Genomic DNA, 13,882 nt, shown 5'->3' on the forward strand with positions numbered 1-13,882 from the left:
ATGACAACCTTGTCGCGCACCGTCGATGCGGGCTACCTTCGGCAATGGCTCACCGGATCGTCAAGACCGCGGTGAGAGCCTGTCCGATTCGAGACAACGATGTCCACCATCCGCACCAGCGGATTCGTCGCCCAGGGCACAGCCGGTCGGCGGCCATTGACACGAAGCGGCCGGATGGTGTCCAATCCCCCGCATTATGACAACGTTGTCTCACTCGGGCCGGGACGCGGACGGGCTTCCCCGCCCCGCCAGCAGGCGGGCCACGATGAGCGATGTGGCGCGGCTGGCCGGCGTCAGCATCAAAACGGTGTCGCGGGTCGTCAACGACGAGCCCGCGGTGCATCCGGACACCGCCGAACGCGTGGTGGCCGCGATCGAACAGCTGGGGTTCCGCCGGAACCTCGGCGCCCGCAACCTGCGCCGCGGCTCGACCACCGGCACCATCGGCCTGGTCGTCGAGGACGTCGGCAACCCCTTCTATTCCGAGCTGAACCGCGCGGTGGAACGGATCGCGACGTCCTTCGGCAGACACGTGCTGACCGGGTCGTCCGGCGAGAACTCCGACCGCGAGCGAGAGCTGTCGCTGGAGTTCTGCGCGCGGCGCGTGGACGGGCTGCTGATCGTGCCCGCCGGGCTGCAGCACGGCTATCTCGTGCCGGAAATGCGCGCGGGCACGCCGGTGGTGTTCCTCGACCGGCCTGCCGGCGACATCGTGGCCGACACCGTGCTCGTGGACAACCTCGGCGGCACCATCGAGGCGGTCAGCCATCTCGTGCGGCACGGCCACCGGCGCATCGCGTTCCTCGGCGACAGCCCGGACATCTTCACCGCCGCCGAGCGTCTTCGCGGATTCCGGGAAGGCTGTGTGCGCAACGGGATCTCCTACGACGAGAGCCTCGTGGCGATGCAGACGCCCACGCCGGAAACCGTCGGCACCGCGGTGCGCAAGCTGGCCAGCGGGCCGAATCCGGCCACCGCCGTGATCGCGGGCAACAACCGCGTCGCGGTGCACCTGCTGCGCGCGCTCGCGCACGCCGAGCACCGGCCCGCGCTGGTGAGCTTCGACGATTTCGAACTGGCGGACCTGCTCGACCCGCCGGTCACCGTGATCGCCCACGACGTCAGCGCCCTCGGGCATGCAGCGGCCGAGCTGCTGTTCGCCCGCATCCAGGGCGATCAGTCCGCCCCGAGAAAGGTAGTTCTGCCCGTGCACCTAGTCGCCCGCGGTTCCGGTGAGGCCGCCCTGTGACCCAGCACCTCGAGCCGGTCGCACTCCCGGCCAACCAGCCGCCGCAGTTCTACCGGGGCGGCGACGCCATCGCCGCCCTGCGCGGCGCCACCGGCACCGACTCGAAATTCGGGCCGGAGGACTGGGTCGGTTCCGTCACCACCATGTTCGGCCAGGAGACCAACGGTCTCACCAAGCTGCCCAGCGGGATCTGGCTGCGCGACGCGGTCGGCAACGACCCGGAGGCGTGGCTGGGCGCGGCACACGTAGCCAAGCTCGGCGACTCGACCGGCCTGCTGGTCAAGCTGCTCGACGCCGGACAGCGGCTTCCGGTGCACTTCCACCCGTCGGATTCCTTTGCCCGCAAGCACTTCGACTCGCACTTCGGCAAGACCGAGGCGTGGATCGTGGTCGGCACCTACGGCGACGACCCGCGCGTCTACCCGGGTTTCCGGGAGACGCTGAGCAAGGAAACCGTCGCCGAGTGGACCCGCGAACAGGACGCGCCGAGCATGCTGGGCGCGCTCAACAGCATCCCGGTGCAAGCAGGCGACACGGTCTACATCCCGGCCGGGCTGCCGCACGCGATCGGCGAAGGCGTCTTCGTGGTCGAACTGCAGCAGCCGACGGACTTCTCGCTGACCCTGGAATGGCGTGATTTCCTTGCCTCGCCGGAAAAGGGCCACCTCGGGATCGGCTTCGACACCGCGATCGAGACGCTCGACACCTCGGGCTGGGACGACGACCGGCTCAAGACGATCGTGAAGCACACCTCCGGCGACGAAGCGACCACAGTGGACTTGCTCGCGCCGGGCTCGGCGGACTTCTTCCGAGCCGACCGAATTCAGTTGTCCGGCAACGCGTTCTCGCTCGACCCGTCGTTCAGCGTGCTCGTCGCGCTCGACGGCGAAGGCACCCTGCGCACCGAGCACGGCGGCGAGTTCCCGGTGACCAAGGGCGACACCTACGCGGTGCCGTTCGCCGCGGGCCAGACCGAACTGTCCGGCTCGCTCACTGTCATCCGCTGCCGTCCGCCCGCCCCGGAAAGGAGTTAGCGCCGATGAGCGAGATCCTGCTCGACGCGGTGGACCTGACCAAGCACTACGGATCGGTGGAAGCTTTGCGCGGCGCGTCTTTCCAGGCGCGCGCGGGCGAGGTGACCGCACTGATCGGCGACAACGGCGCGGGCAAGTCCACGCTCGTGAAGTGCCTGTCCGGAGCCGAACAGCCGACGTCGGGCCGGATCTTGCTCGACGGGAAAGAGGTCCATCTCGACTCGCCGGTGGCCGCGCGCCGGGCCGGGATCGAGACGGTGTACCAGGATCTTGCCGTCGCGCCGGAGCTGGACCCGGCGGCGAATCTGTTCCTGGGCCGGGAAATCCCGCGCAAGGGCATCCTGGGCAAGCTCGGCATGCTGGACAAGGCGGAGATGCGTCGCCAGGCGGTGGTCGAGTTCGAGCGGCTCGGCGTGACTCTGCAGAGCACCGACGTGCCGATCGGTTCGCTGTCCGGCGGGCAGCGGCAAAGCGTGGCGGTGGCACGGTCGGTGGTGTGGGCTTCGAAGGTCGTGTTCATGGACGAGCCGACCGCCGCGCTCGGGGTGGTGCAGCGCGAACGCGTGCTGGACGTGATCAAGAAGGTCCGCGACAAGGGCATCGCGGTCGTGCTGATCAGCCACAACATGCCTGAGGTGCTTTCGGTGTCGGATCGGATCGAGGTGCTGCGGCTGGGCAAGCGGGTGGCCCGATTCGCCGGTGCGGACACGAAGCTCGAGGACCTGGTCGCGGCGATGACCGGGGCTCTCGTTCAGGAGGAGGCGGCATGAGCGCTCCGGTGAAGGATATCCAGGCCACTGTGGACGGCGGGTTCGGCAAGCGTCCGCTGGGGAAACGGCTCATCGGGGCCAATACGTTCTGGATCGCGCTGGTGCTGATCGCGTTGATCGCGGTGTTCACCGCCATCGCGCCCGCCGAGTTCGCGACGCTGTTCACCTTCCAGACGCTGCTGATCGAAACGTCCGTGCTGCTGGTGCTTTCGGTCGGCATGACGTTCGTGATCATCACCTCCGGCATCGACCTGTCCGTCGGGTCGGTGCTGATCTTCGCCGGGATGGTCGCGGGCAAGACCATGGAAGCGCTCAGCGGCGGCGACGCCTCGCACGCGGGCTGGGGCGTCATCACCGTCGGGCTTGTCGCGGCGGTGCTCGCGGGCACGGTCTGGGGCCTGATCAACGGCTTCCTCATCGCGGTGGCGGGCATTCCGCCGCTGATCGTCACGCTCGGCACGATGGGAGCGGCGCTCGGTGCGTCGTACCTGCTCAACGGCGGGTCGGACGTGCGCAGCGTGCCCACCGAACTGAACAAGACCCTCGGCTACGGCACGTCGTTCGGCGGGGTCCCGAACCTCGTGCTGGTGGCTGTGGTGATCACGCTGATCGGTGCGTGGCTGCTGCACACCACGCGGTTCGGCCGCTACACGTTCGCGGTCGGCTCGAACGCCGAGGCGGCGCGACGCTCAGGCATCGGTGTGACCGCGCACCTGCTGAAGGTGTACCTGCTCACCGGTTTCCTCGCCGGAATCGCGGGTTTCCTGTCGCTCGCCTATTACGCGTCGACCACGATCTCGGCGCACACCAACGACAACCTCAACGCCATCTCCGCGACGGTGATGGGCGGCACGAGCCTCTTCGGCGGCGTCGGCTCGATGCTCGGCACGGTGATCGGGGTGTTCATCCCGGCGGTGCTGAAGAAGGGCTTCAACATCACGCACGTGCAGGACTTCTGGCAGATGATCGCGGTCGGCGCCGTCCTGATCGCGGCGGTGTGGTTCGACCAGCGCCGCCGCCGCAAGCGCAACTCCCGCTGAATCGGTTCCCGAGTACAAAGAGGTGCTTACGATGAAATTCAGCAAAACCGTCCTCGCCGCGGGGACGCTCGCGTCCGCGGCGATGCTGGTGGCCGCGTGCGGCTCCGGGCAGGTGGGGCAGAGCGGGTCCGGGGACAAGCCCGGCGGCAACTCCGCGAACAGCAAGAAACTCGCGCTGGTGCCCGGCGTACAGGCGGAACCGTTCTACATCTCGATGCAGTGCGGCGCGCAGGCCGAAGCGAAGAAGCTCGGCTACGAACTGACCACGCAGGCGCCGCAGAAGTTCGACGCGGCCATGCAGACGTCGATCGTCAACGCGATGGGCTCCAATCCGCCCGCCGCGCTGCTCATCGCGCCGACCGACGACCAGGCGATGCTCGCGCCGATCCAGCAGGTGAAAAACCGCGGCACGAAGATCGTCGAGGTCGACACCTCGCTCAAGGACAAGAGCGTCGCGGTGTCGTCGGTGTCCTCGGACAACGCCGAGGGCGGCAAGCTCGCCGCGCAGACCATGGCGAAGCTCGTCGGCGACAAGCCGGGTTCGGTGCTGGTCCTCGACACCATCGCGGGCACCTCCACCACCGCCGCCCGGGCGAAGGGCTTCGAGGACGAGCTGAAGAACCACCCGAACCTCAAGTCGGTGGGCATCCAGTTCACTCAGAACGAGCCGGACCAGGCAGCGTCGAAGGTGACCGCGGCGCTGGCCTCGACGCCGGATCTCGTCGGCATCTTCGCCACCAACCTCAACACCGGCGAGGGCGCGGCGACCGGCCTGCGCAACGCGGGCAAGATCGGCAAGGTCAACCTGGTCGGCTTCGACGCCAGCCCGTCCGAAGTGGACGGTCTGAAGAAGGGCGAGTACCAGGCGCTCATCGCCCAGGACCCGGCGCAGATCGGTACGAAGGGCGTCGACCAGGCGGTGGCCGCGATCGAGGGCAAGCCGACCGAACGGGACCTGACCGCGCAGCTGCACTCGATCACCAAGGACGACCTGGACGCGAATTCGCAGTACTTCTACAAGCAGAGCTGCTAACCTCGGGCTCGACCGAAGGGGACTTTCCGCACGGAAAGTCCCCTTCGCCTTGTTACGGGCTAGTATCTACTCCCCCAGGTACCCGAGGGGAGGCCGTCGATGACCGAGAGTGCCCGGCTGCCGTGGCGCTCCCGCCCGGACGCCGTCGGCGTGCTCGGCGCGGCGCGGAAGGTCGCCGACGACCTGAAAGACGGCCTGTCCGGAGTCCGCGCCCGGCGCGCCGTACACGGTCTGCGACGGCTCTTCGACGTCGTCGGACTGGGCCTCTCCGATCTGTCCGGCACCCTGATGTGGTCCGGTCGCCCCGGTGCCGACGACGCGGTGTCCCAAATCCTGGACGACGTGCTGCACCAGGAAGAGCCGATCACCTCGCGTGGCGTCACGGCGGTCCCGTTGCACGTCCACGACGAACTGACGGGCGCGTTGCTGCTGGTCGGCGAGGTGCCCGGCGCGGTGACGCGGCAGGCGACGGACTTGGTCGTGCAGTCTTTGGAACGGGGTCGGCTCGAAGCTTCGGCGGACCAGGCGGCGCAAGCCGAACTCCGGGCATTGCGCGCGGAGATGTCGCCGCATTTCGTGTACAACGCGCTCACTGTGATCGCCTCGTTCGTCCGATCGGAACCGGACCGCGCCCGCGATCTGATGCTCGATTTCGCCGACTACACCCGTTACAGCCTGTCGCGGCACGGCGAGTACACCGTCGTCGCCGAGGAGTTCCGCGCGGTGGAGACGTATCTCGCGCTGCAGCGCGCGGTGCTGGGCGAACGGCTCAAGGTGCAGGTGCGGGTCGCGCCGGAGGTGCTTGCGGTGGCGGTGCCGTACCTGGTACTCGAACCCCTCGTGGAGAACGCGATCCGGCACGGCATCGAGCCGCGGTCGGGCACCGGGCTCGTCCAGGTGCACGGACAGGCGGAAGGGAACGATTGCGTGATCAGCGTCGAAGACGACGGGGTCGGCATGGAGCCTGAACGCGCCGCCGCCATCCTCGCGGGCAGCGGCGACGGCACCGGACTCGGACTGGCCAATGTGGACAGAAGATTGCGCACGGTGTACGGGGCCTGGTACGGGCTGACCGTGGAAACGGCGGTCGGCGAAGGCACCCGGGTCGTGCTGCGCGTGCCGCGATTCCAGCCGGGGGTGCTGCCGTGAGCGGGCTGCGGGTGCTGGCGGTCGACGATCTCGCGCCGGCGTTGGACGAACTGTGCCGGATGCTGCGCGAGGCGCCGGAGGTCGGCGAGGTCGTCGGCGCGAGCGATGCGTTGAAGGCGCTGAAACTGTTGCAGGCAGACCATTTCGACGCGGTCTTCCTCGACATTTCCATGCCCGGCTTGGACGGGCTGGAGCTCGCGTCGCTGCTGGCGAAACTGTCCGAACCGCCGGTGATCGTGTTCGTCACCGCGCACGACGGGCACGCGGTCACCGCATACGGCATCGGCGCGGTCGACTATCTGCTGAAACCGGTGCGCACGGAACGGCTTTCCGCCGCGCTGGCGAAGGTGACGCGCTTGGTGCCGAGCGGCCGTCGCCAGTCCTCGCCGGATGCGATGGCCGCACTGCCGGTCGATTCCGGCGGCCGCACCCGGTACGTCCGCCGCGACGATGTGTTGTTCGCCGAAGCCAACGGCGACTACGTCCGCCTGCACACCCGCAGCGGCGTCCATCCGGTGCGGATGCCGATCTCGCGGCTCGAAGAATATTGGGAAGGGACCGGATTTACCCGGGTACACCGCGGATTCCTGCTCGCGGTGAGTGCGGTGCTGGAACTGCGAAGCGACACGACGGGCGGCTTGCTGGCACACACGGAGGCTGGCGATGTGCCGGTAAGCCGACGGCATGCGCGGGATCTCCGGGACCGGTTGCTGGAGGCGGCGCAGCGCGGGCAGCTCGGGAGTGCCCGGTGAGGGGGCGCTGGTGCTTGGGGGCTCGTGAGCGGCTAGGCCGGTTAGAACCGGCAACGCCGCGCACGACAACCCGACTGCACCCGGCAACCGCTCGCCAACCGGTGCCTTGTGAGCGGCAAGCGACGCCGCGCACAAGGATTGCGCGGGCCGTCCGGTGAGCCGCACCAAACGGGTCGCCGTCACCAGTCCGCAGACGAGGCTCGCCCGGTCGCGGCGGCTCGAACGCGGCCGGTGGCGGATGCCCCGTCTGCGCGCGCCGGAAGCGGAACGCGCGGCCGTCCTCTACCGGATCCAGCGGCGGCGCGGGATCCCCGCGCTGGTGGGGATGTTCGTGCTGGTGCTGGGTTTGCCGGTGCTGTTCTCGCTCGCCCCTTCGCTCGACAGCGTGCGGTTGTGGGGAATTCCGCTGTCCTGGCTGCTGATCGCGGTCCTGCCGTACCCGGTGCTGGCCGGGCTCTCGTGGTGGCAGCTGCGCCGCGCGGAGAAGATCGAGGACGATCAGTGAGCCGACTGCCCGCAGCGCCCCAATGTGGCATTGGGTGCATCTCACGCACCCAATGTGGCATTCGGTGCATCGCATGCACCCAATGCCACATTGGGGCCGCAGCCGGGGCGGGCGGGAGCGGATAGATGGACATCGCGCTCGCGGTAGCCCCGGTCGTCCTCGTCACGTTGCTCATCGGCGTGCGCGGGGTCGCCGCCATGCGCACCACCTCCGACTTCCTGGTGGCGTCCCGGCGGATCTCGCCCTTCGTCAACTCCGCCGCGGTCTCCGGCGAGTACCTCTCCGCGGCCTCATTCCTCGGCGTCGCCGGGCTGATGGTGAAGGACGGCGTCGGCGCGCTCTGGTACCCGGTCGGCTTCACCGCGGGATACGTGGCGATGCTGGTCCTCGTCGCCGCGCCGATGCGCAGATCCGGCGCACTCACCGTCCCCGACTTCGCCGAAGCGCGCCTCGCCTCTCCGGCGCTGCGCCGGTTGGCCGCGGTGGTCGTGCTGGTGATCGGAACCATCTACGTGGTCCCGCAATTCCGCACCGCCGGGTTGGTGCTCACGGCGGTCGGCGGGACTCCGTACTGGGTCGGCGTCGTCATCGCGGGCACCGCGGTCAGCGTCACGCTCGCGCTCGGCGGGATGCGCGCGGCGACGTACGTCCAGGCGTTCCAGTTCTTCCTGAAACTCCTGCTGTTCCTCGTTCCCGCGCTGTGGCTGGTGCTCCAGGTCGGCGCCGAAACCCGCGACGCGAGCCTCACGCCGGTCGAGTTCACCCGCTTTTCGCACGCCACCCCGGTGCAGTTCGACCACGACGTCACCCTCACCTTCCGCGAACCCACCGCGATCGAGGACCGCGGTACGTTGCCGCCCGGACAACTGGTGGTGCACAAGGGAGAACAGCTCACCTTCGCCGCCGGTGCACAGGTCCCCGGCGTCAGCGGAGAGGTCGCGCTCGGCGGGCCGGACTGGCAGCGTCCGCTGCTGGAAATCGACAAGGGCTACCCGCTGCTCGGCACCTGGGCGGTCCTCATCGCGACCGTCCTCGGCACGATGGGTCTCCCCCACGTCCTGATGCGCTTCCACACCAGCCCGGACGGCCGCGCCGCACGCCGCACCGCTGCGATTACCGTGGCACTGCTGGGAGTTTTCTACCTTTTCCCCGGCATCTACGGCGTCCTCGGCCGGATTCTCGTGCCGCAGCTGTATCTGTCCGGCAACACCGACACGGTGGTCGTCGCGCTTCCGTCGCAGGTCGACCACAGCTGGGCCGGGCAGTTGTTCACCGCGTTGCTCACCGCGGGCGCGTTCGCGGCGTTTCTGGCGACGTCATTGGGATTGCTGCTGGTGATGTCCGGCGCGCTCGCCTACGACCTCATGCCCGGCGGCCTGCGCCGTCTTCGCGTGACGGTCGTGTTCGCCGCGATCGCGATGGTGCTGCTCGCGCTGCCGTCCGCGCGGCTCGACGCCGGGGTGCTGGTGACGTGGGGGTTCACCGTCGCCGCGTCGACATTTTGCCCGCTGCTCGTGCTCGGCATCTGGTGGCAGCGGCTCACCGCGGCGGGCGCGATCGCCGGAGTGCTGACGGGTCTGGCGGCCTCGTCGGGGTCGATCCTGTTCGCGCTGGCCGGACCGTCGATGGAAGGTTGGGTGGCGATCTTGGTCTCGCAACCGGCACCCTGGTCGGTACCGCTCGCGTTCGGCGTGATGATCGCGGTGTCACTGCGCGGGCGCCCACCGTCCTGGGCCGGGGCCGCGGTGCTGCGGCTGCACCTCGACGAGCGCCCTTCGTCCGCGCCCGGTGACCGTTCGTCAACCGTTCGTCGTGCGGCGAGGCGTTTGAGCCGCTGACGGTTTCCCTGGCCCGGAGTCCTCCCTACTGTGTCGCGGACCACATCCGCAGCGTCGCACAAGGGAGATCCCATGAGCGCAGGCGACCCGTCCGGCGCCCCGCCGGACTCGACCTGGGAGCAGGTGCACGACAGCGCCGAGTTCCGCCAACTCCGCGGCAGGCTCCGCCGGTTCGTGTTCCCGATGGCCGGACTGTTCCTCGCCTGGTACCTGCTCTACGTCCTGCTCGCCGACTACGCGCACGGCTTCATGAGCACGAAGATCACGGGCAACTTCACCGTCGGCCTCCTCTTCGGGCTCCTGCAGTTCGCGTCCACGTTCCTCATCACGTGGCTGTACGTGCGCTACGCCAACAAGAACCTCGACCCGCTCGCCGAGCGGATCAAGGACGACATCGAGAACCCGGCGAAGGAGGAGGCGTGAAGACTCTCGCGGCGAGCGTCGAGGGCAGCAACCCGACGCTCAACATCACGATCTTCGCGCTGTTCGTGGTCATCACCCTGGTGATCGTGTTCCGCGCGAGCCGCAACACGAAGACCGCGTCGGACTACTACGCGGCGGGCCGCGCGTTCACCGGCCCGCAGAACGGCATCGCGATCTCCGGCGACTACCTGTCGGCGGCGTCGTTCCTCGGCATCGCCGGGGCCATCGCGGTGTACGGCTACGACGGGTTCCTGTACTCGATCGGCTTCCTGGTGGCGTGGCTGGTCGCGCTGCTGCTGGTGGCGGAACTGCTGCGCAACACCGGCAAGTTCACCATGGGCGACGTGCTGGCGTTCCGGATGAAACAGCGTCCGGTGCGCGCCGCGGCGGCGATTTCGACGCTCGTGGTGTCGTTCTTCTACCTGCTGGCGCAGATGGCGGGCGCGGGCGGGCTGGTCGCGCTGCTGCTGGGCATCGACGGCAAGGCCGCGCAGGCGCTGGTGATCGCGGTGGTCGGCGTGATCATGATCGCCTACGTCCTGATCGGCGGCATGAAGGGCACCACCTGGGTGCAGATCATCAAGGCGGCGCTGCTGATCGTCGGCGCGCTGGCGATGACGCTGTGGGTGCTCGGCAAGTACGGCTTCAACTTCTCCTCGCTGCTGCAGGGCGCGGTCGACAAGGCGGGCGAGGCCGGCGAAGCGCTGCTCGGGCCGGGCAAGCAGTACGGCAAGAACGGCACGACGAAGCTGGACTTCTTCTCCCTCGGCATCGCGCTGGTGCTGGGCACCGCGGGCCTCCCGCACGTGCTGATGCGCTTCTACACGGTGCCGACCGCGCGCGAGGCGCGTCGTTCGGTGGTGTGGGCGATCGTGCTGATCGGCGTGTTCTACCTGTTCACCCTGGTGCTCGGCTACGGCGCGGGCGCGCTGGTCGGACCGGACGCGATCAAGAAGGCCCCCGGCGGCGTCAACTCCGCGGCTCCGTTGCTGGCGCTGAACCTCGGCGGCCCGATCCTGCTCGGGCTGATCTCGGCGATCGCGTTCGCCACGATCCTCGCCGTGGTCGCGGGATTGACGATCACCGCGTCCGCCTCGTTCGCGCACGACGTCTACGCGAACGTGCTGAAGAAGGGCAAGGCGAACACCGGTTCGGAGGTCCGCGTCGCGCGGATCACCGCCGTGGTGATCGGCATCGTCGCGATTCTCGGCGGCATTCTGGCGAACGGGCAGAACGTCGCGTTCCTGGTGGCGCTGGCGTTCGCGGTGGCGGCTTCGGCGAACCTGCCGACGATTCTGTACTCGCTGTTCTGGAAACGGTTCAACACCCAGGGCGCGCTGTGGAGCATTTACGGCGGGCTGATCGTGACGATCGTGCTCATCGTGTTCTCGCCGGCCGTTTCCGGGAAGCCGGTCGACCCGAAGACCGGCAAGAGCGCGTCGATGCTGCAGGGCGTGGACTTCCACTGGTTCCCGCTCGACAACCCGGGCCTGATCTCGATCCCGATCGCGTTCATCCTCGGCTGGCTGGGCACGATCCTGTCGAAGGAAAACGACAAGGCTAAGTTCGCCGAAATGGAAGTACGAGCACTGACCGGTGCCGGCGCGGAAAAGGCCGTGCAGCACTGAGTTTTCGTCCCGCTGAAACCGCTGGGTGCCGCTTTCGCCGCGGTGCCCAGCGGTTTTTTCAATACGGCAGCTTCCCCTGCGCGATCCCGTCGAGCGTGCCTTCCAGCACCCGGCGGAGATACCGCCACAACCCGGCCCCCAGCGAAATCCGGGCTACCCCCAGTTCGGCAAGCCCGGCCAGCCCCGGCCCGCCGGGAAGCGCCGAAGCGTTGACCGGACCGCCCACCTGCCGGACGAATTCGGCCAGCACTTCCGGCGAACGCACGAGAATCGGGTACACACAGTCGGCCCCCGCTTCCACATACGCACGCCCGCGAGCCACGGCGTCGTCGAGCACCGCCTGCTCGTCCTGTGCACCGAGGAACGAATCCACTCGCGCGTTGACCACCAGCCCGTCGCCAGCCGCCCGACGCAACTCGGCAATCCGTTCCGCTTGCTCGGCCGCCGGTCGCAACGCGCCCTTGCCATGGTCGGTGTCCTCGATATTGCAGCCGACCGCACCGATTTCCTTCAACCTGGCCGCGAGATCCGCCGAGCTCAGGTCATAACCGGCCTCGGCGTCCACCGTCACCGGCACGGACACCGCGTCCACGATCCGCTTGGCCGCCGCGAGCATCTCGTCCGCCGACGCGCCTTCGTGGTCCGCCTGCCCGAGCGCCGCCGCGACCGCCGCGGAACTCGTTGCCACCACCGGGAATCCGGCGGCTTCCACCGCCTGCGCGGTATCCGCGTCCCAAGCGTTCGGCAGAATCAACGGCTTCCCGGGCACATGCAGCGCCCGCAACTCCTCAGCACTCACTCCGCACGCTCCGGCAGCTCAGCGTGGCTCGCGACCATGAGCCGGTTCCAGGTGTTGATGGCGACGACACACCACGCGAGCGCGCGGTGCTGGTCCTCGGTGAAGACGCGGACAGCCTCGGCGTAAACGTCTTCGGGGACGTCCTTGTGGTCCGAGATCCGGGTCATCGCCTCGGTGTACGCAAGCGCGGCGCGTTCCTGCTCGGTGAACAGCTCGGTCTCGCGCCACCCCTCGAGCACGTAAAGCCGCCGCGGCGATTCCCCAGCCGCGACCGCCTCCGCCGCGTGCATGTCGAGGCAGTAGGCGCATCCGTTGATCTGCGACGCGCGCATCTTGACGAGCTCGATGAGCTTCACGTCGAGCCCCGCGTTCGCGCTGGCCTTCTTCACCTCGCCTTGCAGCTGGGACATCGCTCGATACAACTCGCCGGTGGCGAGCGCGATTCGCTTCGTCATGCCGCCCACGCTAATGGGGATTGGCCTAGCTGGGTGGTCCAGTTCGAGGTGGGTGGCGTGGGCCAGTCAGGGTCGCGGTCGCGCGTTGCAGGCGATCGCCCACGAATTAGGCGGCCCGAGCGGATCCGTGACGACGCAGCCGCTCGAGAGGGGCTCGCCGAACGGCCGGAACCTGGCCGCAAGAAGCCGATAGGCGAACGATTTCACCGCCCAGAGAGTGTCCAGCCAGCGGTATTCGACGGCATGGACCCGGTCTACGGCATCGCCCGCGGGCAATGGCGGGCAGCGGTCCGCGTCGAGCGTTCAGCCGCAGGGTTGCGGCCGCCGGGCGATCACCGCGACGGCCAGGCCCGGCGTCAGCGGCCGCAGAACAGGCACAACGGCAGAACCAGCTCCAGGTCCGTCTTCCGCACCGGTTTCCCGTCCACCGGCGTCTTCCCCGGCGGGGTGTCCGCGTCCGGCTGGATGCCGCCCGCCGCGACGCGGTCTAGCGTGCGCAAACCGGCCGAGCCGACCGTGCCGAAGACCGTGTAGTTCGGCAGCAGGCTGGAATCCCCGTACACCACGAAGAACTGCGATCCGTTCGTGTCCGGGCCGGCGTTCGCCATGGCCAGCAGGCCGCGCGCGTACGTGCGGCGCTTGCCGGTCGGGTCGGACGGGGCGGGCGGAAGCGTCGTCGGGAGTTCGTCGCGGAACTTGTAGCCCGGGCCGCCTTCGCCGGTGCCGGACGGGTCGCCGCACTGCAGGACCTTCAGCGTCGGGTACGCGGTGAGCCGGTGGCAGGTCGTCTGGTTGTAGAAGCCGTGCGCGGCCAGGTGCAGGAAGCTCTGCACGGTGCACGGCGCCTGCGCGCGGTCGAGCCGCAGCGGGAGCAGGCCCTGGTTGGAGAACACGGCAACGTCGACACTGCCGTGGTCCGGCGTGTGCTTCGGGTCGCGCGGCAGGGAAACCGGGCGCACCGCGGGATCGTCCGGAGTCGAGGTGTACTGGCACGGCCCCGAGGTGACCTTCGGCGGCGCCGAAGCCGCCGAAGCCGGTGCAGCGACGGCGACCAGCGACAACGCGGTCAGCACGGACACGAGCAGTCTCTTCATTCCGGTTCCCTCCCAGTGCACGGAGGATCGCAGTATAGGGACGGGAAACCGCCTGCGCTTCCGGCGAAAGTCGCATCCTGACCGGTTCCTGACACCCGCGTCCTACCGTGCGG

Annotated in this window: 15 protein-coding genes; 11 read left to right on the plus strand and 4 right to left on the minus strand. The window is 68.7% G+C overall.

Annotation, left to right across the window (positions count from 1 at the left end; all coding sequences use genetic code 11):
- Positions 1-265 precede the first annotated feature (265 nt).
- The 11 genes from DMP23_RS25875 to DMP23_RS25925 all read left to right on the plus strand — a co-directional run bounded on the left by DMP23_RS25875 (position 266) and on the right by DMP23_RS25925 (position 11,421).
- Positions 266-1,249 (plus strand): LacI family DNA-binding transcriptional regulator, encoded by a 984-nt coding sequence (locus tag DMP23_RS25875; protein WP_337822779.1) that lies wholly within the window; start codon positions 266-268, stop codon positions 1,247-1,249.
- Positions 1,246-2,283, plus strand: coding sequence for a class I mannose-6-phosphate isomerase (locus DMP23_RS25880; RefSeq protein WP_337822780.1), 1,038 nt, complete (start codon positions 1,246-1,248; stop codon positions 2,281-2,283). Before DMP23_RS25875 ends, DMP23_RS25880 begins: the two co-directional genes overlap by 4 nt.
- 5 nt (positions 2,284-2,288) lie before the next feature.
- Positions 2,289-3,053, plus strand: a complete 765-nt coding sequence (locus DMP23_RS25885) for an ATP-binding cassette domain-containing protein (RefSeq protein WP_275293079.1) — start codon at positions 2,289-2,291, stop codon at positions 3,051-3,053.
- A complete protein-coding gene (locus DMP23_RS25890; protein WP_037811892.1) occupies positions 3,050-4,093 on the plus strand; it encodes an ABC transporter permease in 1,044 nt (347 codons plus the stop codon). Before DMP23_RS25885 ends, DMP23_RS25890 begins: the two co-directional genes overlap by 4 nt.
- A 31-nt stretch (positions 4,094-4,124) precedes the next feature.
- Positions 4,125-5,126, plus strand: a complete 1,002-nt coding sequence (locus DMP23_RS25895) for an ABC transporter substrate-binding protein (RefSeq protein ID WP_275293080.1) — start codon at positions 4,125-4,127, stop codon at positions 5,124-5,126.
- Positions 5,127-5,225: 99 nt separating this feature from the next.
- Positions 5,226-6,275: a sensor histidine kinase gene (locus DMP23_RS25900; RefSeq protein WP_337822781.1), complete on the plus strand. Its 1,050-nt coding sequence runs from the start codon at positions 5,226-5,228 to the stop codon at positions 6,273-6,275.
- The gene (locus DMP23_RS25905; protein WP_337822782.1) at positions 6,272-7,027 is read left to right on the plus strand and encodes a LytR/AlgR family response regulator transcription factor; all 756 of its coding nucleotides are present in this window, start codon (positions 6,272-6,274) and stop codon (positions 7,025-7,027) included. Before DMP23_RS25900 ends, DMP23_RS25905 begins: the two co-directional genes overlap by 4 nt.
- Before the next feature lie 154 nt (positions 7,028-7,181).
- The gene (locus tag DMP23_RS25910) at positions 7,182-7,532 is read left to right on the plus strand and encodes a membrane protein (RefSeq protein WP_043839204.1); all 351 of its coding nucleotides are present in this window, start codon (positions 7,182-7,184) and stop codon (positions 7,530-7,532) included.
- A 125-nt stretch (positions 7,533-7,657) separates the two neighbouring features.
- Entirely contained in the window at positions 7,658-9,370 is a 1,713-nt protein-coding gene (locus DMP23_RS25915) for a sodium/solute symporter (RefSeq protein WP_337822783.1), read from the plus strand.
- A gap of 72 nt (positions 9,371-9,442) precedes the next feature.
- Positions 9,443-9,793: a DUF485 domain-containing protein gene (locus tag DMP23_RS25920; RefSeq protein WP_337822784.1), complete on the plus strand. Its 351-nt coding sequence runs from the start codon at positions 9,443-9,445 to the stop codon at positions 9,791-9,793.
- The gene (locus DMP23_RS25925; protein ID WP_134669956.1) at positions 9,790-11,421 is read left to right on the plus strand and encodes a solute symporter family protein; all 1,632 of its coding nucleotides are present in this window, start codon (positions 9,790-9,792) and stop codon (positions 11,419-11,421) included. Before DMP23_RS25920 ends, DMP23_RS25925 begins: the two co-directional genes overlap by 4 nt.
- 58 nt (positions 11,422-11,479) lie before the next feature.
- Here the strand turns inward: DMP23_RS25925 and DMP23_RS25930 are convergent, their stop codons facing one another.
- From DMP23_RS25930 to DMP23_RS25945, 4 genes are all read right to left on the minus strand, one after another.
- Entirely contained in the window at positions 11,480-12,220 is a 741-nt protein-coding gene (locus DMP23_RS25930; RefSeq protein WP_337822785.1) for an isocitrate lyase/PEP mutase family protein, read from the minus strand.
- Positions 12,217-12,675 (minus strand): carboxymuconolactone decarboxylase family protein, encoded by a 459-nt coding sequence (locus DMP23_RS25935; protein WP_043839588.1) that lies wholly within the window; start codon positions 12,673-12,675, stop codon positions 12,217-12,219. The genes DMP23_RS25930 and DMP23_RS25935 overlap by 4 nt, the downstream gene beginning before the upstream one ends.
- A 66-nt stretch (positions 12,676-12,741) precedes the next feature.
- Positions 12,742-12,951 carry a DUF6886 family protein gene (locus DMP23_RS25940; protein WP_337822786.1) on the minus strand — a complete coding sequence of 70 codons (210 nt, stop codon included), beginning with the start codon at positions 12,949-12,951 and terminating at the stop codon, positions 12,742-12,744.
- A gap of 80 nt (positions 12,952-13,031) precedes the next feature.
- The gene (locus DMP23_RS25945) at positions 13,032-13,769 is read right to left on the minus strand and encodes a peptidylprolyl isomerase (RefSeq protein WP_043839211.1); all 738 of its coding nucleotides are present in this window, start codon (positions 13,767-13,769) and stop codon (positions 13,032-13,034) included.
- Positions 13,770-13,882: the final 113 nt, after the last annotated feature.

The sequence above is a fragment of the Amycolatopsis sp. A1MSW2902 genome (genome assembly GCF_017312175.1).
GTDB classification, from domain to species: domain Bacteria; phylum Actinomycetota; class Actinomycetes; order Mycobacteriales; family Pseudonocardiaceae; genus Amycolatopsis; species Amycolatopsis nivea.